Origin of the sequence: Streptosporangium sp. NBC_01810 (assembly GCF_035917355.1) — a bacterium.
In the GTDB taxonomy this organism is placed as follows: Bacteria; Actinomycetota; Actinomycetes; order Streptosporangiales; family Streptosporangiaceae; genus Streptosporangium.
In genome coordinates, this window is the sequence record NZ_CP109070.1 from 3158456 (window position 1) to 3179566 (window position 21111).

Annotated in this window: 22 protein-coding genes, 1 pseudogene and 1 riboswitch; of the genes and pseudogenes, 11 read left to right on the forward strand and 12 right to left on the reverse strand. The window is 69.8% G+C overall.

The features are described from left to right. Nucleotides 1-85: 85 nt before the first annotated feature. From OIE13_RS14100 to OIE13_RS14110, 3 genes are all read left to right on the forward strand, one after another. Nucleotides 86-1261 carry an AMP-binding protein gene (locus OIE13_RS14100; protein ID WP_326647081.1) on the forward strand — a complete coding sequence of 392 codons (1176 nt, stop codon included), beginning with the start codon at nucleotides 86-88 and terminating at the stop codon, nucleotides 1259-1261. A gap of 49 nt (nucleotides 1262-1310) precedes the next feature. Further along, nucleotides 1311-1661: a hypothetical protein gene (locus OIE13_RS14105; RefSeq protein WP_326639520.1), complete on the forward strand. Its 351-nt coding sequence runs from the start codon at nucleotides 1311-1313 to the stop codon at nucleotides 1659-1661. A gap of 190 nt (nucleotides 1662-1851) precedes the next feature. Next, on the forward strand, nucleotides 1852-3195 hold the full coding sequence (locus OIE13_RS14110) for an RNA polymerase sigma factor (protein WP_326639519.1): 1344 nt from the start codon (nucleotides 1852-1854) through the stop codon (nucleotides 3193-3195). 143 nt (nucleotides 3196-3338) lie between these two features. Here OIE13_RS14110 and OIE13_RS14115 read toward each other — a convergent pair whose 3' ends face one another. Next, entirely contained in the window at nucleotides 3339-3548 is a 210-nt protein-coding gene (locus OIE13_RS14115) for an MbtH family protein (protein ID WP_326639517.1), read from the reverse strand. Nucleotides 3549-3920: 372 nt separating this feature from the next. On the opposite strand from OIE13_RS14115, the gene OIE13_RS14120 reads away from it, so the two are divergent. Continuing rightward, nucleotides 3921-4340 (forward strand): SDR family NAD(P)-dependent oxidoreductase, encoded by a 420-nt coding sequence (locus OIE13_RS14120; protein ID WP_326830108.1) that lies wholly within the window; start codon nucleotides 3921-3923, stop codon nucleotides 4338-4340. Between the two features lie 20 nt (nucleotides 4341-4360). Here the strand turns inward: OIE13_RS14120 and OIE13_RS14125 are convergent, their stop codons facing one another. Continuing rightward, on the reverse strand, nucleotides 4361-4759 hold the full coding sequence (locus tag OIE13_RS14125; protein ID WP_326639514.1) for a hypothetical protein: 399 nt from the start codon (nucleotides 4757-4759) through the stop codon (nucleotides 4361-4363). A gap of 214 nt (nucleotides 4760-4973) precedes the next feature. Here OIE13_RS14125 and OIE13_RS14130 point away from each other — a divergent pair, with 214 nt between their 5' ends. Beyond that, nucleotides 4974-5561, forward strand: a complete 588-nt coding sequence (locus OIE13_RS14130) for a TetR/AcrR family transcriptional regulator C-terminal domain-containing protein (RefSeq protein WP_326639512.1) — start codon at nucleotides 4974-4976, stop codon at nucleotides 5559-5561. A gap of 406 nt (nucleotides 5562-5967) precedes the next feature. After that, nucleotides 5968-6159, forward strand: a complete 192-nt coding sequence (locus OIE13_RS14135) for a DUF5999 family protein (RefSeq protein WP_089209664.1) — start codon at nucleotides 5968-5970, stop codon at nucleotides 6157-6159. A 17-nt stretch (nucleotides 6160-6176) separates the two neighbouring features. On the opposite strand, the gene OIE13_RS14140 is transcribed toward OIE13_RS14135, so the two are convergent. Further along, nucleotides 6177-6809, reverse strand: coding sequence for an alpha/beta hydrolase family protein (locus OIE13_RS14140; protein WP_326647080.1), 633 nt, complete (start codon nucleotides 6807-6809; stop codon nucleotides 6177-6179). A gap of 73 nt (nucleotides 6810-6882) precedes the next feature. Between OIE13_RS14140 and OIE13_RS14145 the strand changes: the two genes are divergently transcribed. Beyond that, a complete protein-coding gene (locus OIE13_RS14145) occupies nucleotides 6883-7248 on the forward strand; it encodes a hypothetical protein (protein WP_326639507.1) in 366 nt (121 codons plus the stop codon). A gap of 29 nt (nucleotides 7249-7277) precedes the next feature. Here the strand turns inward: OIE13_RS14145 and OIE13_RS14150 are convergent, their stop codons facing one another. From OIE13_RS14150 to OIE13_RS14185, 8 genes are all read right to left on the reverse strand, one after another. Next, on the reverse strand, nucleotides 7278-8060 hold the full coding sequence (locus tag OIE13_RS14150) for a tetratricopeptide repeat protein (protein ID WP_326639506.1): 783 nt from the start codon (nucleotides 8058-8060) through the stop codon (nucleotides 7278-7280). 115 nt (nucleotides 8061-8175) lie between these two features. Then, nucleotides 8176-11031 (reverse strand): aminomethyl-transferring glycine dehydrogenase, encoded by a 2856-nt coding sequence (gene gcvP, locus OIE13_RS14155; RefSeq protein WP_326639503.1) that lies wholly within the window; start codon nucleotides 11029-11031, stop codon nucleotides 8176-8178. Between the two features lie 180 nt (nucleotides 11032-11211). Beyond that, nucleotides 11212-11303, reverse strand: a riboswitch (glycine riboswitch). Nucleotides 11304-11318: 15 nt separating this feature from the next. Then, complete coding sequence (locus tag OIE13_RS14160) at nucleotides 11319-11939, reverse strand: MerR family transcriptional regulator (protein ID WP_442811584.1); 621 nt, start codon at nucleotides 11937-11939, stop codon at nucleotides 11319-11321. A gap of 144 nt (nucleotides 11940-12083) precedes the next feature. Then, complete coding sequence (locus tag OIE13_RS14165) at nucleotides 12084-12554, reverse strand: bifunctional nuclease family protein (protein WP_326639501.1); 471 nt, start codon at nucleotides 12552-12554, stop codon at nucleotides 12084-12086. Between the two features lie 79 nt (nucleotides 12555-12633). Beyond that, entirely contained in the window at nucleotides 12634-13284 is a 651-nt protein-coding gene (gene ftsR, locus OIE13_RS14170) for a transcriptional regulator FtsR (protein ID WP_442811583.1), read from the reverse strand. A 26-nt stretch (nucleotides 13285-13310) separates the two neighbouring features. Beyond that, nucleotides 13311-13823: an FHA domain-containing protein gene (locus tag OIE13_RS14175; RefSeq protein WP_030915019.1), complete on the reverse strand. Its 513-nt coding sequence runs from the start codon at nucleotides 13821-13823 to the stop codon at nucleotides 13311-13313. Nucleotides 13824-14050: 227 nt separating this feature from the next. After that, nucleotides 14051-16552, reverse strand: coding sequence for a mannose-1-phosphate guanyltransferase (locus tag OIE13_RS14180; RefSeq protein WP_326639499.1), 2502 nt, complete (start codon nucleotides 16550-16552; stop codon nucleotides 14051-14053). Between the two features lie 3 nt (nucleotides 16553-16555). Continuing rightward, complete coding sequence (locus OIE13_RS14185; protein WP_326639497.1) at nucleotides 16556-17152, reverse strand: CDP-alcohol phosphatidyltransferase family protein; 597 nt, start codon at nucleotides 17150-17152, stop codon at nucleotides 16556-16558. A 272-nt stretch (nucleotides 17153-17424) separates the two neighbouring features. Between OIE13_RS14185 and OIE13_RS14190 the strand changes: the two genes are divergently transcribed. The 3 genes and pseudogenes from OIE13_RS14190 to OIE13_RS14200 all read left to right on the forward strand — a co-directional run. After that, nucleotides 17425-18033 carry a class I SAM-dependent methyltransferase gene (locus OIE13_RS14190; RefSeq protein WP_326639495.1) on the forward strand — a complete coding sequence of 203 codons (609 nt, stop codon included), beginning with the start codon at nucleotides 17425-17427 and terminating at the stop codon, nucleotides 18031-18033. Nucleotides 18034-18113: 80 nt separating this feature from the next. Beyond that, complete coding sequence (locus OIE13_RS14195) at nucleotides 18114-18335, forward strand: hypothetical protein (RefSeq protein WP_326639494.1); 222 nt, start codon at nucleotides 18114-18116, stop codon at nucleotides 18333-18335. A gap of 15 nt (nucleotides 18336-18350) precedes the next feature. Further along, nucleotides 18351-18506 (forward strand): annotated as a pseudogene (locus tag OIE13_RS14200) (acyl-CoA dehydrogenase family protein); the annotation flags it as partial. Nucleotides 18507-18575: 69 nt separating this feature from the next. Here the strand turns inward: OIE13_RS14200 and OIE13_RS14205 are convergent. Further along, a complete protein-coding gene (locus tag OIE13_RS14205) occupies nucleotides 18576-19490 on the reverse strand; it encodes an alpha/beta hydrolase (RefSeq protein WP_326830109.1) in 915 nt (304 codons plus the stop codon). A 446-nt stretch (nucleotides 19491-19936) separates the two neighbouring features. Between OIE13_RS14205 and OIE13_RS14210 the strand changes: the two genes are divergently transcribed. After that, on the forward strand, nucleotides 19937-21052 hold the full coding sequence (locus OIE13_RS14210) for a globin domain-containing protein (protein ID WP_326639490.1): 1116 nt from the start codon (nucleotides 19937-19939) through the stop codon (nucleotides 21050-21052). The last annotated feature ends 59 nt before the right edge of the window (nucleotides 21053-21111 follow it).

Genomic DNA, 21111 nt, shown 5'->3' on the forward strand with positions numbered 1-21111 from the left:
GTGCCCACGATTGCTTCGCCCCTTCCGCTGCGCCGGGACCGTCCCCGGCCGTTGTCCGGCTTTCGGCACTAACCTTACGACCGTGATGACCATTCCTGTGCACGAGGAGTGGCTTTCCGTGCAACGAGAACTGCACGCCGTGGTGTCGGCGGCCGGTCCGGAACTGTTCCGGGCCGTCGGTTCGGCACTGGACGGCCGCGGCCCCGCCGTGCTGCCCCTTTCCCCCGCCTTGCCCGCCCCCGCGCTGCGGGCGACGCTGGAGGCGCTGCGCCCGACCCACGTCGACGGGGTCCGGCGCGCGGACGGCGTCGGTGTGCCCGCCGAGGTGGCGGTGGTCATCGCCACCAGCGGTTCGACCGGCACTCCCAAAGGCGTGCAACTGTCGGCCGAGGCCCTGAGGGCTTCGGCGTCGGCCTCGCTGCGGCGCATGGACGCCGGGGCGGGCGAGCGCTGGCTCTGCTGCCTGCCCCCCTCCCACGTGTCCGGCCTGCAGGTCCTGGTGAGGTCGCTACTGGGCGGGACCGACCCGATCGTGCACGGGGGTTTCTCCCCCGAGGCGGTGCTCGCCAGCGGCGCGGACCACGTCTCGCTGGTGCCCACCCAGCTGCGCCGACTGCTCCATGCGGATCTGTCGGTATTCAAAACGATCCTGCTCGGCGGCGCCGCCGCTCCCCCCGACCTGCTCGACGCGGCCCGCGCGGCCGGCGCACGGGTGATCACCACGTACGGCATGAGCGAGACCTGTGGCGGGTGCGTCTATGACGGCGAGCCTCTCGACGGGGTGGGGGTCGGCATCGGCGGCGACGGCCGGATCCGCCTGAGCGGACCCGTGCTGTTCTCCGGCTACCGGCTCCGGCCCGGCCTCACCGAGGCCGTGCGCGACGGTGACTGGTTCCTCACCTCCGATCTGGGCGCCCTGGAAGGCGGGCGGCTGCGCGTGCTGGGGCGGGCCGACGATGTCATCAACACCGGGGGCGAGAAGGTCGTCGCCGCGGCGGTGGCCGCCGTGGTGGCCGAGCATCCCGCGATCATCGACGTCGCCGTGGTCGGCCGCCCCGATCCCGAGTGGGGCGAGCGGGTGGTGGCCTTCGTCGTTTCGCAGGCCCCTCCGTCCCTGACCGAGCTGCGCGCCTTCGTCAAGGAGCGGCTACCTGCCTACGCGGCCCCCGCCGAGCTGATCGTCATGGCCGAAATGCCACTTTTGGCCAACGGCAAGCCGGATCTGGAAACTCTTCGTTATGGTCGTGACCGGGAACCGTGAAGGCGCTGTCACACGTCCAAGGGATAGCCGAAGCAGGAGGACAATCTCGATGAACGTCACCCGGAAGACATGGGTCTCGGCTGGAATCGTGAGCCTGGTCCTGGCCGGCGGCATCTCCGTCACGGCGGCCGCCGCCTCGGGAGGCATCGGGAAGACCGGGAAACCGTCGGGCGAGCCGGTGCCGGTCGCTCCGCACGACCCCGCCCCGTCCTCGGACGGCCCGTACTCGCAGGAGCCGTCGCCGACCGCGTCGCCCCCGCCCGCGGAGGAACACGTGATCTCCGAGAAGATCAACCCTGACCCGGAGAAGGTCATCGGCTACTGGACGGAGCACCGCATGGAAGAGGCCGAGCCCTTCCCGATGCCCATGGTCGAGGGTCCTCTGGACGTGACCGAGTAGGCCGTAGCAGGCGCCCATACGCGGGTGGATCGCCGAGAAGGGCGATCCATCCATCATATTTTCCGCGTCAAGTCGGGAACAGAAAGTTCTTGACTGTGGTTATTGGTACTGGTGCGCCGAGCGGCCCCATGACCGCCCCACCCGACTGAAAATCGTAGTCAGACGACTCCGTGATGGAGGAGGTGTCCTCATGCCCCCAACCGCCGTGGCGGCCTCATCTGCAGCCCCGACGACCCTCGAACAGCTCATTGACCGAGGGCGAGTTCAGGGCCACCTTTCACTCGCGGAGCTGCGCCTCGCCTTCGCCGAGGCAGGCATCAGCCCCACCGAGGGCAGGTCGATCCTGCGGGAGCTCACCGAGGCCGGCGTCAACCTGGCCGCCGAGAACGAGCCCGTGCTCTCCGCGGCCACCGCCAAGGCGGCGAAGACCACCCGAAAGACCGCCACCCGCAAGGCGAAGCCCGCACCCGTGAAGAAGACGTCGGCCAGGACAGAGACCGCGGCCAAGGGCCAGGACACCACCAAGGACGCCGCAGCGGAGACGGACGACGAGTGGAACCCCCCGGAGGAGACGGAGACAGAGGTGGAGGCGGAGCCGATCTTCGACCTGGACGACCAGTCCTCCGTCATGGGCGACTCCGTGCACACCTACCTGAAGTCGATCGGCCGTCGCACCCTGCTCACCGCCGCGCAGGAGGTCGAGCTGGCCAAGCGGATCGAGGCCGGCCTGTACGCCGAGTCCAAGCTGGAGTCCGAGCCGGGCCTGTCCGCGGTCGTGCGCGACGATCTGGAGTGGATCGCCGAGGACGGCCGCCGGGCCAAGGACCACATGCTGGAGGCCAACCTCCGCCTGGTCGTCTCCGTGGCGAAGAAGTACACGGACCGGGGCATGGCCCTGCTCGACGTGGTCCAGGAGGGCAACCTCGGCCTGATCCGCGCGGTGGAGAAGTTCGACTACACCAAGGGCTACAAGTTCTCCACCTACGCCATGTGGTGGATCCGCCAGGCCATCCAGCGTGGCTTCGCCGACTCGGCCCGCACCATCAGGCTGCCGGTGCACGTGCTGGAGATGCTCTCCAAGCTGTCGCGCATCGAGCGTGACATGCACCAGCGCCTGGGCCGCGAGCCCACGCCGGACGAGCTGGCCGTTGAGCTGGACAAGACCCCCGACCAGATCGAGGAGTTGCTGCGCACCAGCCGCCAGCCGATCAGCCTCAACGCCACCATCGGCGAGGACGGCGAGACCACCATCGGCGACCTCATCGAGGACGTCGACTCGCCCGAGGCCTCGGAGGTCGTCGACCGTCAGCTGCTGGGTGAGCAGTTGCGCGGCGTGCTCGGCAACCTCTCCCCCAGGGAGGCCAAGATCATGGCCCTGCGCTTCGGCCTCGTCGACGGTAAGCCACACACTCTCGACGAGATCGGCAAGCACCTTGGCCTGACGCGCGAGCGCATCCGCCAGCTGGAGAAGGAGTCGCTCTCCAAGCTCCGCCACCCCAGCAACACGCGCCCGCTGCTCGACTGGGCCAGCTGACCTGCCTCGAAGGGCGCCCCGCGAGACCTCCCGGTCCGCGGCGGCGCCCTTCGCCGTCTCCGGATCGCCACGGAGGCCCTCCCCGGAGGGACCGGGCCTCCGCGGCCCCTGAAGATCACCCGGCCCCGCGGAGGCCCGGCCGGTCAGCCGCCCATCTTGTCGACGAGGCTCCTGGGGCGCATGTCGGTCCAGGAGCCTTCGACGTAGGCCAGGCACCCGGCACGGGAGTCCTCACCGTGGGCGACCTCCCAGCCCGCTGGGACGTCGGCGAACGCGGGCCACAGCGAGTGCTGTCCCTCCGCGTTCACCAGCACCAGGAAGGGCGCACTCTCGTCGTCGAACGGATTGGTCATCGGATACCTCCAGCGGGAACACCCCGGGCACCTGGCCCGGAGATCGGAATCGTGTGGCCCTCTCACGGATGTCACCCACCGGGCGGGCCGGGTGAGAACCGTCGTCCCCCAGATCCGGAGATCCTCCGAGGGCGCAGACGAAGGATCACTCGGCACCCTCGGAGGAAGACCTGGCCACGACACCGAACGAGTGGCCGGAGAGGCCCCTGAGACAGGTTTTACTTAGGCAAGGCTCACCTAAGATCTCCCTTATTGACGCCGACGTCAAGGGGCTTATCATCATGACCAGATCACATTCCACGCCCGCCTGGCGAATCCCTGACACTCAATGCAAGCGAGGCAAGCCTAACCTAAATTTTTAGTGAGGTATATGTGACCAACAGGCAAGACCATCCCGGCCTCCCCGGAACGGTGGCTCTCGTCACGGGCGCCGCGAGAGGCATCGGAGCCGCCGTCGCGACAGCCCTCGGCCGGGTCGGGATGATCATGACCGGAGTCGACGTGCGCGACGAGCCATGGGAGGGCCGGGCAGAGCCGATCACCCGCCACCTGGCCGACGTCAGGGATCCCGGCCAGGTCGACGCCGTCGTCGGCCGGATCGAGAACGAGCTGGGACCGATCGGCGTCCTGGTCAACGTCGCGGGCGTGCTGCGTACCGACGGGGTGGCCGACTTCTCCGCCGAGCACCACAGGATGGCCCAGACCTACGCGGCCGAGCGGTGCGCGGCGATGCTGGCCGCCGTCCGCGTCCGGCGGCTGCTCACCGCCTCCGCCGCACACGCCGCACGCTGAGCGGGGCGGCACCTCCCGGCTCAGCGGGCGGCGGCGACCGGGCGCGGGACCCGGGGGATACCGGTCAGGCGGTTCTGCTCACGCAGGGTGCGCAGGCGGTTGACCTCGGCGGTCCACTCGGCGCCCTTCGGAGTGGCCCGGCCCTTGCGGCGGCGGATCCGGTCGTCGTACGACTTGATCCCGAACGTCGCGCGCTGGTTGGCCTCGGCCGCGCGCAGGGCCTCGGTCAGCGCCCTGTCGAAAGCCAGCCCGGCGGCCCGCAGTTCCTGCACGGGAGCCAGATCGGCCTGCGCCCGGCGCAGGTCGGCCTCGGCCGCACGCGCCTTCTCCAGAAGCCCGGGGAAGCCCTTCCCGACCTCCTGGTCAGCGTGGTAGCGAACCTCCGCCTCCCGGCTCACGCTCGGTCGGAAAAACGCCATCTTCTACCCTCTCTCACCGGTCGCCGGGTCGCCTCCGGCAGGTCACCGGTCGTAGCCTACGCCGTTCGCCCCCACCTCAGGTACTCGGGCATCAGCCGTACCCGGGACCGGCTCGGGGTACCGGTCGCGGGCGGAGTGGTCGCGCGCGAAACGGAGCGATCTCCCCGGCGCGCCTTCCTTTACGTAGTAAGGTCAACGGTGGCAGGATGCCCCCATGCCTGCCAAGCGACCACCCGTCCCGCTCTCCAGGGAGCGCATCATCGACGCCGCCCTCCACATCGCCGACGGCCAGGGGCTCCGGCGCCTGACCATGCGACGGCTGGGCGACGCGCTCCAGGTGGAGGCGATGGCCATCTACCACCACCTGCCGCGCGGCAAGGACGCCCTCATGGACGCGCTGGCCGAGCATGTCACCACGGTCCACGCCGAGCCCGGCGAGAGCTGGCAGGAGAGCGCGAAGGCCTGGTGCCGGGCGAGCCGCGCCGCACTCAGGGAGCACCCCGGGGTGCTGGCGCTGGCCCTGACCAAGCCCCCGAGGGGCCGGGCCGCGATCGCGATCAGGGAGCAGACCGACCAGCTGGCCGACGCGGGGCTGGCCGACGCGGCGGGAGCGGTCAGGGCGCTGCGGGCCTACGTCTTCGGCGCGGTGGCGGTGGAGGTGCAGCAGTCGGGCTGGGCCGAGCCTTCCGGCGACGAGGACGAGCCCTGGCGCCCGCCTTCGAGGGGAGGCGGCAGCCCAGGGGCGGACGCCGATTTCGAGCACGGACTGGGCGCACTCCTGGCCGGCCTGGGCGCGCGATAGACGGCAAGGGCGAGAGAGCCGTATCGGCGCACGTCAGAAAGCCGTAACCGATCGTTTACCCGACGCGCGGCGTGTCGCCCTTGGTCGAATATCCTTATATGAGGCATGCTGTGTTATAGGTCACATCCCCTGATAAAGCCCTGACGGACTGGTCCTCTACCAGTTCGTAAACAGTCCTAACGGGCTATGTCGCCGAGGTGCGATCGATCGCACACTTGACCTGCTTGATATGCGATCCTGGCTCCGCCAGAGCCCGCATGGCCACATGTCAACATTCAGATGCTCGTCCCCCCGTCATGCGTGGGAACGGAAACCCATCGGTGACGGTGCCCGCCGGATGCCCGATGCCCGCCCCGTGCCCGGCGTGACAAGGGCGAGCCGACACGAGAGATCCGGAGGCACGCCGATGTGCCCGCACGAGCCGTCCTGTCCGTCCGCTGACGCGCTGGACCGCGAAGCCGCCCGCACCATGGCGGCCCACCCCGAGCAGGGCTGGAGCCTGCTCTGCAACGGTGTGGTGCTGTTCGAAGACACCGGCGAGCTCCTCCCCGACGGCGCCGTCATCGAGCCACACCGGCCACTGGCCGGCGTCGCCTGACGGCACTCACGCCGAACTCACATCGGACCCGGCCGCATCCTCGCGTCGAGCCATTCGGCGACCACCTCGCCCACCCTGGCGGGGTCCTTTCCGAGGTCGTGGCCCTGCCCCGGCAGCACCACCAGGCGCGCGGCATCCGCCGCTTCGGGCACGCCGAACGGGTCACGGTCTCCGTTCACCACCAGCACATCCACACCCGCCGCGCGCAGCTCCCCGGCGCGTGACCGCTCCGGCTTGCCCGGCGGGTGCAGCGGGAAGGCCAGCGCGACGACCGCGCGGGCCTCGACCCGCCGGGCCGTACGGCAGGCGACCCTGGCCCCGTTACTCCTCCCGCCCTGTACCAACGGCAGCCCCGGGTAGCGCTCACGCAGGGCGGCCACCAGCGTCTCCCACGCCTCGTCCTGCCTGGCCGCCGAGCCCGGCGCGCGGGCGCCGCGCATCCTGAACGGCTGGAGCACCCGCGCGACGGTCCCGCCGATCGCCGTCGCGGCGTCCCGTACGGCCAGCAGGTCGGGGGCGTCCACTCCCCCGGCCGAGCCGTGGGTGAGCACCAGCAGGAAGCGCGGCGAGGCCACCTCGTCGATCTCCACCAGGGCCGGACCGTGCGGAGTCGCGATCTCCAGGGGCGGAACGGCGCCCGCGAGGGGCATGGGCTTGGAGACGGACACGGATCTCGTCCTAACGACTGATGCCGGGCGGCCGGCGGAGGAGAACAATCGAGGGGTGCAGGATTACCAAGATATCCGCCAGGACATGCGCGCCACCGTCGAGGCCCGCCGTGATCTCGGCCCGGATTACGAGACCGCCCTCATCGAGTCGTTCGTGTCGCGCCTCGACGCGACCATCGCCCAACGGGTGCGCGCCGAGATGTACGCCGCCGGGGGGCACGTCGCCGAGATGCCTCGGACGCGGCCCCGCAGGACCGGGAACCCCTCGATCCCGATCGCGCTCGGTTCGATGGGCATCGGCATCCCGCTGACCGCCATCGCAGCGGCCGAGGCGGGCACCGCCGGGCTGCTGCTGGCCTGGGGAGGCATCATCGCGATCAACTTCGCCCACGCCCTGAGCCGCTGGCGAGAGCGCGACTGACGCCCGTCCCCGCCCGCGCTCCACGGGGTTCAGACGTCACGGCCCCGGCGGAGGCGGACCTCAGCGGCGAGGTCGGCGTCGGCGCTGTCAAGGCCGTAGCGCCACACGCGCTCGGCGTCCTCGACGCGCCCTCTGAGCGGGAACGTGCGGGCCAGCAGCTCGATGGCCAGCGCGCCGGTCTCGACGTCGCCGCCCTCCTCGATCGCGCCGGAGAACTCGGCGCACGCCAGCTCCAGGTGAGCGATGCCGAGCATCACCCGTAGCCTCGGCACCTCGGCCACGTCCGGTACCGAGAGCGCCTCCAGCAGCACCTGGGCGGCCTCTTCGGGCTCCCCCTCCTCGATGAACGCCTCCGCCAGCCGCTGAGCGGCACGTGGGGCGATCTCCGGGTCGCCGGTGGCCAGCGCGTCACGCAACGACCGCTCGGCCTCCTCCGCGCCCGTGGCGAGCCTGGCGAGGGCCATGTGCGCCGACGGGACGTAGGCGGGGTGGCCGACGCCCAGCGCGGCCTGCCAGGCGGCGCGGGCCTGGTCGGCCAGCCCCTCCCTTTCGAAGCTCCCCGCGAGCAGGCAGGCGGCCTGGGCGGCGAACTCCGGGTGCCCCGTCGCCAGCGCGGTGCGCGCGGCCGCGCGGGAGCCCGGCACGTCTCCGCGCTCCTGTCGCACCACGGCGAGGCCCACCGCCGCCTGTGCCCGATCGGGCTCGTCGGGGTCGGCGGCCAGCTCCGCGAAGATCACGGCGGCGCCGTCGAGGTCGCCGGACTCGGCCAGTCTTCGCGCGGTGTCCAAGGGACGGGTGTCCACCTCAGGCATGCAGGGTCCTTCCCGGATACGGAGACGCCCCGAGCCTAACCACTCGGGGCGCCGTCCGTCCTCCCGCATTCCCTACGGATACGCGGTTCTCGCGAGATGCGGGCCGCGGAGAGAATCAGTCCTCGTAGGCCTCCAGGGGAGGGCAGGAGCACACCAGGTTGCGGTCGCCGTAGGCCTGGTCGATGCGGCGGACCGGCGACCAGTACTTGCCCTCGCGCACCGAGGGCAGCGGGTAGGCCGCCTCGGTACGGGTGTAGGGATGCCCCCACTCGTCGGTGACGAGGCTGCCGGCCGTGTGCGGGGCGTTGCTCAGCGGGTTGTCGCCCCTGTCGTAGACGCCGGAGGCGACCTTCTCGATCTCACCGCGAATCGCGATCATCGCCTCGCAGAACCGGTCGAGTTCGGCCAGGTCCTCGCTCTCGGTCGGCTCGATCATCAGCGTGCCGGCCACCGGGAAGGACATGGTCGGCGCGTGGAAACCGTAGTCGATGAGGCGCTTGGCCACGTCGTCGACCGTCACACCGGTCTCCTTGGTGATCTGTCGCAGATCGATGATGCACTCGTGGGCGACGAGGCCGCCGCGGCCGGTGTAGAGGACCGGGTAGTGGGGGTCGAGCCTGCGCGCCAGGTAATTGGCCGACAGGATGGCCTGCTCGGTGGCCGCCTTCAGCCCGTCGGCGCCCATCATCCTGATGTAGGCCCAGGAGATGGGCAGGATGCCCGCGGAGCCGTACGGGGCGGCCGAGACCGGGCCGACCGCCGAGCCGCCGCGCAGCGGGTGGCCGGGCAGGTAGTCGGCCAGGTGGGCGCGGACCGCGACCGGGCCGACACCGGGGCCGCCGCCGCCGTGCGGGATGCAGAAGGTCTTGTGCAGGTTGAGATGGGAGACGTCCGCCCCGAACTCACCCGGCCTGGCCAGGCCGACCAGCGCGTTGAGGTTGGCGCCGTCGACGTAGACCTGCCCGCCGGCCTCGTGCACCAGCGCGCAGACGTCGACGATCGTCTCCTCGTACACGCCGTGCGTGGACGGGTAGGTCACCATGATCGCGGCAAGCCGGTCACGGTGCTTTTCGATCTTCGCGACGAGGTCGTCGAGGTCCACGTTGCCGTTGTCGTCGCAGGCGACCACGGCAACGCGCATGCCCGCCATGACGGCACTGGCGGCGTTGGTACCGTGTGCGGACGAGGGGATCAGGCAGACGTCACGGCCCGACTCGCCGCGTGCCGTGTGGTAGGCGCGGATCGCCAGGAGACCGGCGAACTCGCCCTGGGAGCCGGCGTTCGGCTGGATCGACACGGCGTCGTAACCGGTGACCTCGGCCAGCCAGCGCTCCAGTTCCCCGATCAGCTCGACGTAGCCCGCGGCCTGGTCCTCGGGCGCGTACGGGTGCAGCCCGGCGAACTCCGGCCAGGTGATCGGCTCCATCTCGGTGGTCGCGTTGAGCTTCATGGTGCAGGAGCCCAGCGGGATCATCGAGCGGTCCAGCGCGATGTCCTTGTCCTGGAGCCTGCGCAGGTAGCGCAGCATGGCCGTCTCGGAGCGGTGGCTGTGGAAGACCGGGTGGGTGAGGTAGTCGCTGACGCGCGCCAGCGCGCCGGGCAGCGCGTCGTGCGCGGCGGCGTCCAGGTCTGCCAGCACCGTGCCGCTGACCTCGAAGGCGGCCAGGACCTGCTCCAGGTGGAGGACCTCGGTCCTCTCGTCGCAGGTGACGCCCACGTGGTCGGCGTCGACCAGGCGCAGGTTGACCCCGTTCTCCCGGGCCGCGGCGACGACCTCGGCGGCACGCCCGGGCACGTGGGCGAGCACGGTGTCGAAGAAGGTGTCGTGTACCACCTCGACGCCGCCCTGGCGCAGGCCCTCGGCGAGCACGACGGCGTACCGGTGGATGCGGCGGCCGATCCTGCGCAGGCCCTCGGGGCCGTGGTAGACGGCGTACATGCCGGCGATCACGGCGAGCAGCACCTGCGCGGTGCAGATGTTGCTGGTGGCCTTCTCGCGACGGATGTGCTGCTCGCGGGTCTGGAGCGCGAGCCGGTAGGCGGGACGCCCCTCGACGTCCTGGGAGACGCCGACCAGGCGGCCGGGCAGCTGGCGCTGGAGACCTTCGCGGACCGCCATGTAGGCGGCGTGGGGGCCGCCGAAGCCGAGGGGGACGCCGAAGCGCTGCGAGGAGCCGACCGCGATGTCGGCGCCGAGCTCGCCCGGCGCGGCCAGGAGGGTGAGGGCGAGCAGGTCGGCGGCGGCGACCACCTGGGCACCTCGTGCGTGGGCGGCGTCGGCGATGGCGCGGAAGTCGCGGACCCTGCCGCTGGCGCCGGGGTACTGCACGAGCACTCCGAAGCACTCGGGGAGCCCCCCGGTGAAGTCGCTCTCGACCAGCTCTATGCCGAGCGGCTCGGCACGGGTGCGCAGCACCGCCTTGGTCTGCGGCAGCGCGTCGGCGTCGACCACGAACACCTTCGACGGGGTGCGGCCCGCGCGGCGGGCCAGGGTCATCGCCTCGGCCGCGGCGGTGGCCTCGTCCAGCAGGGAGGCCCCCGCGACGTCGAGGGCGGTCAGGTCGGAGACGACGGTCTGGAAGTTGATCAGGGCCTCCAGCCGGCCCTGGGAGATCTCCGGCTGGTAGGGCGTGTACGCGGTGTACCAGCCCGGGTTCTCCAGGAGGTTGCGGCGGATGACACCCGGGGTGATCGTGTCGTGGTAGCCCAGGCCGATCATCGAGGTGAGGACGGTGTTGCGCCCGGCGAGGACCCGCAGCTCGGCGAGAGCCTCGGACTCCCCCGCCGCCGGGGGCAGGCCCAGCCGGGTGAAGGAGCGGATCGCCTCGGGCACGGCCACCGCGACCAGATCGGCGACGGAGGCGAATCCGACCGCCTCCAGCATGCGGGTCTGGCCGGCGTCGTCGGGTCCGATGTGACGGGTCGCGAACGGCGGGGGGACGAGCTCGCTGAGCGATGGCAGATCGGTCATGGGAAGCCTCTCAGGGCGGGGTGGAGACCGGCGCTGGGCGCGGGCGTATGCCGGGTCTCCCCCTCTGTCATCACGACTGTCATCACGTGGTCGCGACCTGAGAGCTTCACCTGCCCTTGCCGGGAGGCTTGCACCGTCGGTGAGACGCACCTGGCGGGCGCGCCTGCTTTCCAGAGTTGCCTCGTCCGTGCGGTACAGGGTGCCTGAGAGATTCCGGGGAGGTTGCTCCTTCGGCGCCCCGATCGTGCCGGGGTCTCTCCCGCACAGGGTCAGTGGCGAGTCCGAGTTTACCCGGTTCGTCGTACTCGGCGACGGCGGGCCAACTCATCGGCCTGATGATCGTCTAAAGGGCCCCCGCCCAACTCCGCGCGTTCGCCGGGAAGATCCGCAAGAGAGCCCTCCACCTCCTGCCACACCCGTCCCAGCGCGATACCGAAGACTCCCTGGCCACCCTGGAGCAGATCGATGACCTCGTCGGGCGAGGTGCACTCGTAGACGCTCACCCCGTCGCTCATCAGGGTGATCTGGGCCAGATCGTTGACACCCCGCTCCCGCAGGTGCTGCACGGCGATGCGGATCTGCTGAAGGGAGACGCCGGTGTCGAGAAGGCGCTTGACAACCTTGAGGACCAGAATGTCACGGAAGCCGTACAGCCGCTGGGAACCGGAGCCGTGGGCCGCTCTCACGGTGGGTTCGACCAGGCCGGTGCGCGCCCAGTAGTCGAGTTGCCGGTAGGTGATTCCGGCCGCCGAACAGGCCGTCGGCCCCCTGTAGCCGATGTCGGCGGGCACTTTCACCGGTTGCCCGTCGAACAGCAGACCCTCTTCACCCGCGCGCTGACGTGCCGACTGGCGCCGTTCCGGGTCATCCTGGTCGGCGTTTCTACCCTCGCCGCTGCTGACCGCCACGCGGACCTCCGGCTTTCTCTCATCCCACGGCCTGATCTGGGGGTTTACGCATGACCGCGGGTTTCACTTGCACCGTAGGACTGGGGCCAAGTCCAGTCAACGACCCCACCCGGCGCGTCGTGAAGCGTAAATGCACCGAAATTCCTACCCCGCGCGGCCGAAGTCCTCGGGCGTGATCGTGTCAAGGAACTCCCTGAACTTCTCCACCTCGTCCTCCTGGTCGTCGGGGATGATGACCCCCGCCTCCCGGACCACATCCTCACTCGCGAAGATACGTGCGCCGGTACGAAGTGCCAAGGCGATCGAGTCGGAAGGCCGCGCGCTCACCTCGACCCCGTTCGAGAACACGAGATCCGCGAAGAAGATGCCATCGCGTAAAGCGACGATGTTGACAGTGCTCAACCTGACTCCGAGTCCTTCGAGCACGTCCCGGAACAGGTCATGGGTGAGTGGCCGAGGTGGTGGTTCCTCGGCCTGGGCCATGGCGATCGCCGTGGCTTCCGTCATGCCGATCCAGATAGGTAGGTAACGCTCCCCATGCGTCTCTTTCAACAAGACGATCGGCTGGTTGGAGGGCATCTCAACTCGAACGCCCACGACCTCCATCTGCAACACGGGCTGCTCCGTCTTCGCTGGATTCCGACCGGTTTGTTCAACGTAACACCCGTAGAGGTACGAGTGCCTGGTCAGGCTCTCACCGGCCCAGTGCCCCACGGACTCCGGAACGCAACAGTGAGGCGTGCAATTCCAGCATCAGGCCGGAAATCTCCCTCGCCGTCTCGTCTGCCTGGTCGATCGCGCCGGGGCCGCGACGGCGCAGCAGCGGGGCGACGGCCTGCTCCACCAGCCCCGCCTCGCGTTCCGCGGCGGCCTTGACCGCCCGCAGGTGGCGGGCGCGCAAGCCGAAGGCGGCCAGGGCTCCGACGCTGCGGGCCACGATCAGCGCCTCGGCGTCGTAGTAGCGGGCCACGGCGGCCAGGAGACCGTAGTCCTCCAGCTCCGTGAGGGTCTCCTCGTCGAGCTCGGCGGCGGCGAGGAACTCCTCACGGGTGAGGCGGACCTCGGGGGGCGCGTCGTCGGGGACGGCGCGTGGCCGGGCGGCCGGACGCTCCTCCCGGTCGGCCGCCTCCAGATGATCCTTGATCACGCGCAGCGGCAGGTAGCGATCACGCTGCTCGCTGAGGATGTAGCGGAGCCGCTCGACGTCGGCGTAGCTGAACTTGCGGTAGCCGGAGGGACTGCGTTCCGGCTCGATCAGCCCCTCGCCCTCCAGGAAGCGAATCTTGGAGATGCTGACATCGGGGAACTCGCCCTGCAGGAGAGCGAGCACCTCCCCGATGCTCATGTGCGCACGAGCGGCCTGCGAGCTCATCATCCTCCAGCGGCACCGCGGGTGAGGAAGACGAGGCGGAACTTGCCGATCTGCACCTCGTCCCCGCCGTACAGCGGGACCTCCTCTATGCGCTCACGATTGACGTACGTGCCGTTCAGGCTACCGACGTCACGGACCGTGAAGACCCCGCCGCCGCGCCGGTAGAACTCCACGTGGCGGCGCGAGACCGTGATGTCGTCGAGGAAGATGTCGCTCTCGGGGTGGCGGCCCACGGTGGTGAGGTCGCTGTCGAGCAGGAACCGGCTGCCGGCGTTGGGGCCGCGCATCGCGACCAGCAACGCGCTACCGGCCGGCAACTGCTCGACGGCCTGCCGCTCGGCGAGAAGCGTCTCACCGGTCTCCGCCTCGTAGGCCTCGATCCCGGAGAGGGAGATTGTCGATGTGCTGTCTCCGGGGGTGTCGGACCTGGTAAGCGGCGACCCGCATCGTGAACAGAAACGGGCATCCTCAGGATTGGCATGACCGCACTGCGTGCAGTAGACGCTCGGCATCGATCGGCTCGGCCTCCTACCGCGAAGACGCGGCAACGGTGCTCAGTGATGCGCGCCTCGCTTCTTCGCTTCTCAAGTGTTTTCTCGGACTGCGAATGCCGCAACATACAGCGATGAGGCGCGAAGGTCAAGGTTGACGCTGAACCGCGGGTACGGTCGGTGACAAAGTTACAGGGGACGCTGCCCCTGGTCCATGGCGCCGCGCTGTATTTGTCGCACAGGCCGCCTCAACCGCCGGCGGCCTCCTCCACCACCCGCGCCCAGCGCTCGATCAGGGTCTGCGCGGAGTCGACGTCGAACCCCTCGGCCCACAGGTGGGTGACCGCCTCGGTCGGATCGGGCAGCACCAGGGTCCAGCTGCCGTCCTCCGCGACGACCCGCACCCCGTCGGTGGTATCGATGCGGTGATGCTCGGCGGCCTCGATGACCGAGCGCATCACCGCCCCCTTGGCCGCCCACGGGGTCGGCACGGTACGGCGCAGCAGCTTGGCCTCGGGGATCCTGGCGTCGATCTGGCTGAGCGAGAGCCGGGTCCTGGCGACCAGGCCGAGCAGGCGCAGGAACACCGCCAGGCCGTCCACCGTGGGGCCGAACTCGGGCACGATGAAACCGCCGCGCCCGTCGGCCGCAAAGATCATCTCTGGACCCCTGGCGGAGGCGGTGAGCGCGTCGATCGCGGTGGACGTCCACTCGGCCTGAACCCCGTGGAACCTGCAGACCTGCTCGGCCACCCGGGTGGTGGTGACCGGCAGTGCCACCCTGCCGCCGCGGCGCTCGGCCGCGACCAGGTCGAGCACCACCAGCAGGGCGCGCTCCTCGCTGATCAGCTGGCCCATCTCGTCCACCAGCGCGACCCGCTCCCCCACCGGGTCGAAGCGCACGCCGAAGGCCGCCCTGGAGGAGCTGACGAGCTCGGACAGGCGCTGCAGGTCGCGGCGGCGCTCGGCGAGGGTCTCGGTGGGCGAGGCGTCGTCCAGCCGGTTGTTGACGGTCAGCACGTCCACCCCGACCCGGCCGAGCAGGCTGGGCAGCACCAGCGAGGAGGTGCCTCCCGCGCAGTCGACCACGACCTTCATGTCGGCGTCGCGGACCCCGCTGATGTCGATCAGGCGTAGCAGTTCGTGCGTGTAGTCCTCCACCGCCCTGGCGGGGAAGCTCAGCTCGGCGATCTCACCGGGGAAGGCGCGGCGGAACTCCTGCCGGGAGAAGACCCGGTCCAGCTTGCGCTGGGCCGGCGGTGACAGGTCCGCGCCGTGCTCGTCCATGAAGACGATGTCGACGCTCTGCGGGTCACCGGGGGTGGTGCGCAGCGCGATGCCGCCGACGGCGTTCTCCCTGGCGGTGTGGAAGCGCGCCACGGGGAGCGGGGACGCCTCCAGGTCGAGCACGTTGATCGCGCTGGCGTTGAGGGCGCTGATCACGGCCCGTTTCAGCGCCCGCGCGGCGCGGGAGGAGTCGCGGGAGGTGATGACCGAGGCCCCCTTCTTCAGGGTGGTGGCGTAGGCGCTGGCGAGCCGCACGCACAGCTCGGGGGTGATCTCCACGTTGACCAGCCCCGAGACTCCTCGGGGACCGAACAGGTTGCGCTGGGCACGCGGCTCCCAGATGACGCTGTTGTTGATCACCGCCCCGGCCTCGATGGTCTTGAACGGGTAGATCTTGACCCCGGAGGAGATGTACGCCTCGGCCTCGATGATGCACTCGTCGCCGATGACGGCGCCCTCCTCGACCCTGGCCGCCGTCATCAGGTCGGTGTTCTTGCCGATCACGCAGCCGCGCAGGTGGGCGCCGGGCCCGACGTACACGTTGTCGTGGACGACCGCGCGGTGCAGGAAGGCTCCCTCCCTGACCACCGCGTTGCTGCCCAGCACGGTGTACTCGCGCAGCTCGGCCCCCGCCTCGACCTTGGCGTAGTCGCCGACGTAGAGGGGGCCCTTGAGGATGGCGTCGGCGTCGACCGAGGCCCCCTCGGCCACCCAGACGCCCGGCGAGACCTCGAAGGCGTCGATGTCGACCTTGACCCGGCCCGACAGGACGTCGGCCTGGGCCTTGAGGTAGCTCTCGTGGTTGCCGACGTCCTCCCAGTAGCCGTCGGCCACGTACCCGTACAGCGGGGCTCCGCGCTCCAGCAGCCGGGGGAACACATCTCCCGACCAGTCGACGGACTCCCCCGCCGCGATCTCGTCGAGTACCTCGGGTTCCATCACGTAGATGCCGGTGTTGACGGTGTCGGAGAAGACCTGGCCCCAGGTGGGTTTCTCCAGGAAGCGCTCCACCCGCCCGTGGTCGTCGACGATGACGATCCCGAACTCCAGCGGGTTGGGGACGCGCTTGAGCCCGATGGTGACCATCGCGCCGCTCTCGCGGTGGAAGCGGATCATGTCGCTCAGGTCGATGTCCGTCAGCGCGTCGCCGGAGATGACCAGGAAGCGGTCGTCGCGGAGCCTGTCCGCCGCGTTCTTGACGCTGCCCGCGGTGCCGAGCGGCGTGTCCTCGGTGGCGTAGTACAGGCTCATGCCGAGCTCGTCGCCGTCACCGAAGTAATTGCGGACCAGCGCCGCCAGGAACTGCACGGTGACCACCGTCTCGGTGAAACCGTGCCGTTTCAGGAGGCGCAGTACGTGCTCCATGATCGGCCGATTGATCACAGGCAGGAGAGGCTTGGGCTGGTTCGCGGTCATCGGCCGGAGCCGTGTCCCTTCCCCGCCCGCCATGACGACGGCCTTCACAGATCACCTCTTAAGGCGTTTGGCCTCGCTTGTCAGCTGACGCACCTGTACCCAATACAGCACTCCGGACCACCAGTACAGGCCTGTGCCCCAGATGGCCAGGGACCAGCCGACGATCCGGGCGGGATCGGCGTACCAGGCGTCGTGGTGAGCGAGGAAGAGCAGGGGGAAGGCGTAGAGGAGGTTGGCGGTGGCGGCCTTGCCGAGGAAGTGCACGGGCAACGCGGGGCCGTACCCGAGACGGCGCAGGATGAGCGGGATGCCCAGCAGCATCACGTCGCGCAGCGGGATGGCCAGCGCCAGCCACCAGGGGATGATCTCACGCATGGCGAGGCCGAACAGGGTGGCCAGGATGTAGAGCCGGTCGGCCAGCGGGTCGAGCAGGCGGCCGAGCCGGCTGGTCTGGTTCCACGCGCGTGCGATCTTGCCGTCGAGCCAGTCGGAGAACCCGGCCAGCATCAGCAGCGCGACGGCCCAGCCGTCGGCCCTCGGGCCCAGCACCAGCCACAGGAAGACCGGCACCCCCAGGAGCCTGGCCAGACTCAACGCGTTGGGAACCGTCCAGATTCGATCTTCGGTTCCCGATGCTTCCGGATTCACCGGTCTGTCTCCCTCCCCCGCGCCTGATGCCGACCCTACCCGTGCGGAGCTCACACGGGCCGTACGGGCACCCGGCGGCACACGGGCCGCCGGGACATCGGGCATGGGACCGGGGGCGCCCAGGGCCGCAGCAGGGGCGGGCGAGGGGAACGGTGCCACGCGGGTCGCGCGGCACCCGGCCGTTCCCCCAGGGCACCGAGGCTTCCCACCTGGCCGAAACCCGTATCGGCTGACGTGCCCGCAGCACCGGCGCACCCCTTACGCTTCACAATATGACCAATGACACCACGCTCTTTCTTGGGCAGTGGATTCGCTCGCCGGGCACCGTCGGAGCGGTGGCGCCGAGCTCGCGGCGGCTTGCCGAGGCGGTGGCCTCGCCGGTCCCCCACCGAGGGGATCCGGTGATCGTCGAGCTCGGCCCCGGCACCGGCGTGTTCACCGCGGAGATCCAGCGTCGGCTGGGGGGCCGGGGGCACCACATGGCCGTCGAGATCAACCCCAGGCTGGCCGACTTCCTCGCCACCAGGAACCCGGGGGTGGACGTCGTGGCCGACGACGCGGCACGGCTGCCCGAACTGCTGCGGGAGCGCGGTCTCTCCAAGGCCGACGCGATCGTGAGCGGGCTCCCCTGGGCCTCGTTCTCCGCGGAGACACAGGGCCGCCTGCTGGACGCGGTCACCGCGATCATGGGTCCGCACACGGCCTTCACCACCTTCGCCTACAGCTTCGCCAAGCGCCTTCCTCCCGCGCGGCGTTTCAGGAAGCGCCTGATCGACACCTTCGAGGAGGTCGTCACGGGCCGCACGGTGTGGGGCAACGTGCCGCCCGCCTTCGTCTACCACACGCGCAGGCCGCGCCTGGATGCCGTCCAGCAGAACTGATCCCCGTGTCCCGGTGACCCTGGAGGCTTACCGAACTTCGTTCTACGATTGCGCGCGCAACCAGAATGGAGTTGGTCACCGTGGACTTCACACTTCCGGAGAGCGCCCTCGCCGTCCAACGCGGCGTCGGCGACATCTGCGCGCGCTACGACCTGGACTACTGGCAGCGGTGCGAGAGCGAGAAACGCTGGCCGGAGGAGGTCTGGCAGGATCTGGCCAAGGGCGGCTGGCTGTTCGACAGGCAGTTGCCCTGCGGCACCGAGGCCAATATCGCCAAGCTGACCGCCTCCCAGGCTGCCTAGGAGACGGCCGACCACGCGTTCCAGACGCACGGCGGCATGGCCTACTCGCTGGAGTACCCGGTGGCCCGTCTGCTGGCCGACGCCCGCATCGGCAAGGTCGCCTCCGTCACCGAGGAGCTCCTGCTCAACTACCTGGCCACCCAGGTGCTCGGACTTCCCAGGAGCTTCTGACCGGATCGCCGGATGCGCCCGCTCGGCTGAAGCCGGGCGGGACGCCTCCCTGGTCCCGCCCGTACCCGCTCAGCTGAAAGCCTCAGCGAGACGGGCCGCGGCGTACTCGCGCGCCTCGGTCGCCTGGTCGAAGAAGCCCGGCAAGCCGAAGAAGCCATGGATCGCTCCCTCGTACCTTCTGACCTCGACCGGCACCCCGGCCGCGGCGAGCTGGGCCGCGTAGTCCTCACCCTCGTCGCAGAGCGGGTCGCACTCGGCGGTGATCACTGTCGCCGGGGCCAGACCGGCCTTGTCTGCCAGCTGGACGGGAGCCAGCCTGGGGTCGGCCGGGTCCCCTCCGTACTGCGCGACGAACCAGGCCATCTCGTCGGCGTCGAGCCCGAAGCCGTTGGCGTAGGCGCGGTAGCTCCCGGTCTCCATGGCCACGTCGGCTATCGGGTAGACGAGCAGTTGGTGGACCAGTTCGAGCCCGGCGTCCCTGGCCTGCCAGGCGGCCACGGCGGCGAGGTTGCCCCCGGCGCTGTCGCCGCAGACCGCGACGCGCTCGGGGTCGGCCCCGTAGGCGCCGGGGTGAGCGAAGACGTCCTGGACGACGCTCCAGGCGTCGTCCGCGGCCGCGGGGAAGGGGTGATCAGGCGCGAGCCGGTAGTCGACCGAGATCACGACCGCCCCGTTGCGCACCGCGAGGTCACGCCCGAGGGCGTCGTTGCGGTCGACGCTTCCGAAGACCCAGCCTCCACCGTGAAAGTAGACGATCGCGGGGAGGGGACGGTCGCCCTCCTCGGGCCGGTAGACGCGGACCGGTACGCCCGCGGCGACGTCATCTCTGACCAGCGGGAGCGGGGTGATCGGACCACGCTGCTCGGCGAAGGCGTCGAGGGTCCGCATCGCGGCGATCGTCTCGGGTGTGAGCGTGGAGCGCGGGACTCCGAGGTCTGTCGGGAAGGTCTTCAGGTAGGCCTCGGCCTGCGGGTGCAACGGCATGACCGGCACTTTACCCGCCGGGTCCGGTCAGCCGCGGAAGGCACTGCGGCGTCGGTCTCGCCTCACCGGAAGCGCCCGCCCCCAGCGCGGGAATACGAGAAGAGTCGTACCCCCCGGCAACCCGAACCCCCTGGCAACCCGAAACTCCGGAATGCCGGAAAATCTCTCGAAGGGTGGGACCGTGACTCAGGACGAACGTGATTATTATTCGCTTATTTTACTCGGAGCGGATTGCCTGGTCGCGCACAATAGCCCGCCAATTACGGATAGTTAGATTTCCCACCATATTGCCGAGAAACGGTTGTGACGCCTACACGGTGATGGAAGACTTGAATTTGAGCGACTCGGTGAGCCGGGGCCAACCGGTCGCTCGTCACCCGGAACCGTCAGGGAGGTGGATCTGCGTGATCGGACTTTGAGCCGGTCAATTAGGGTGGGTTCGTTAAATGTCTTTGAATCCGCGTCTCGTCAAGGAAAGTTTCGCCGTCGTCGAACCCGTCGCGGACAAGGCCGCGGCATACTTCTACGGCCGCCTGTTCGCCGAGAATCCGCACCTGCGGACGATGTTCCCTCCGGCGATGGACGTCCAGCGCGACCGCCTGTTCGGCGCGCTGACCAGGATCGTCTGGAGCCTGGACAGTCCCGACAGCCTGGCCTCGTTCCTGGGACAACTCGGCCGCGACCACCGAAAGTACGGCGTGGTCGCCGAGCACTACACCGCGATCGGCAACGCGCTCCTGGCCACGGTCAGGCGCTTCGCCGCCGAGATCTGGAACACCGAGATAGAGGCGGCGTGGACCGCCGCCTACACCGCCGCCGCCAATCTCATGATCGAATCGGCCGAGTCCGACGCGGGGGTGTCGCCCGCCTGGTGGCTGGCCGAGGTGGTCGACCACGAACTCCGCACTCCGGACATCGCGGTGATCACCTTACGGCTCGACCGGGACCTGCCCTACCTCCCCGGCCAGTACGTCAGCGTGCAGACCGCACGCTGGCCGCGCGTCTGGCGCACGTTCTCCATCGCGAACGCACCCCGGGACGACAACACGGTCCGCCTGCACGTCCGCGCGATCTCCGGCGGCTGGGTCTCCACCACGCTGGTCCAGCGCACCCGGATCGGCGACACCCTGATGGTGGGGCCCCCGATCGGCACCATGGTTCCCACCGACTCCGGACGCGACATCCTGTGCGTGGCCGGCGGCACCGGCCTGGCACCGATCAAGGCCATCCTGGAGCATGTGATCGGCTCCGGACGTCGCCCGAACATCCACCTGCTCCACGGCGCCCGCACCACCGAGGAGCTCTACGACCTGGCCGACCTGCTCCGGATGGCGTCGGCCTTCCCGCGGCTGCGGGTGCTGCCGGTGGTCTCCGGACAACCGGGGTACGACGGCATGCGGGGCCAGGTGGCCGAGGTGATGGAGCGGTTCCACTCCTGGGCCGGCCACGAGGCCTACGTCTGCGGTCCGATCGCCATGGTCAACGAGACGGTCCACAGGCTCCAGCGGGGCGGAGTGCCCCTGGCCGACATCCGCCGGGACATCGTGCAGGGCGAGCCCTGAACGACAATCAGGATTAATCCCCCAAAATGATTACGCAAATTCCATAGAGCCCGGCGGGA

Coding starts and splice junctions, on each gene's coding strand:
- OIE13_RS14100 (WP_326647081.1), top strand. CDS start 86: ATGACCATTCCTGTGCACGAGGAGTGGCTTTCCGTGCAACGAGAACTG.
- OIE13_RS14105 (WP_326639520.1), top strand. CDS start 1,311: ATGAACGTCACCCGGAAGACATGGGTCTCGGCTGGAATCGTGAGCCTG.
- OIE13_RS14110 (WP_326639519.1), top strand. CDS start 1,852: ATGCCCCCAACCGCCGTGGCGGCCTCATCTGCAGCCCCGACGACCCTC.
- OIE13_RS14115 (WP_326639517.1), bottom strand. CDS start 3,548: ATGACCAATCCGTTCGACGACGAGAGTGCGCCCTTCCTGGTGCTGGTG.
- OIE13_RS14125 (WP_326639514.1), bottom strand. CDS start 4,759: ATGGCGTTTTTCCGACCGAGCGTGAGCCGGGAGGCGGAGGTTCGCTAC.
- OIE13_RS14130 (WP_326639512.1), top strand. CDS start 4,974: ATGCCTGCCAAGCGACCACCCGTCCCGCTCTCCAGGGAGCGCATCATC.
- OIE13_RS14135 (WP_089209664.1), top strand. CDS start 5,968: ATGTGCCCGCACGAGCCGTCCTGTCCGTCCGCTGACGCGCTGGACCGC.
- OIE13_RS14140 (WP_326647080.1), bottom strand. CDS start 6,809: ATGCCCCTCGCGGGCGCCGTTCCGCCCCTGGAGATCGCGACTCCGCAC.
- OIE13_RS14150 (WP_326639506.1), bottom strand. CDS start 8,060: ATGCCTGAGGTGGACACCCGTCCCTTGGACACCGCGCGAAGACTGGCC.
- gcvP (WP_326639503.1), bottom strand. CDS start 11,031: ATGACCGATCTGCCATCGCTCAGCGAGCTCGTCCCCCCGCCGTTCGCG.
- ftsR (WP_442811583.1), bottom strand. CDS start 13,284: ATGAGCATCGGGGAGGTGCTCGCTCTCCTGCAGGGCGAGTTCCCCGAT.
- OIE13_RS14175 (WP_030915019.1), bottom strand. CDS start 13,823: ATGCCGAGCGTCTACTGCACGCAGTGCGGTCATGCCAATCCTGAGGAT.
- OIE13_RS14190 (WP_326639495.1), top strand. CDS start 17,425: ATGACCAATGACACCACGCTCTTTCTTGGGCAGTGGATTCGCTCGCCG.
- OIE13_RS14205 (WP_326830109.1), bottom strand. CDS start 19,490: ATGCCGTTGCACCCGCAGGCCGAGGCCTACCTGAAGACCTTCCCGACA.
- OIE13_RS14210 (WP_326639490.1), top strand. CDS start 19,937: ATGTCTTTGAATCCGCGTCTCGTCAAGGAAAGTTTCGCCGTCGTCGAA.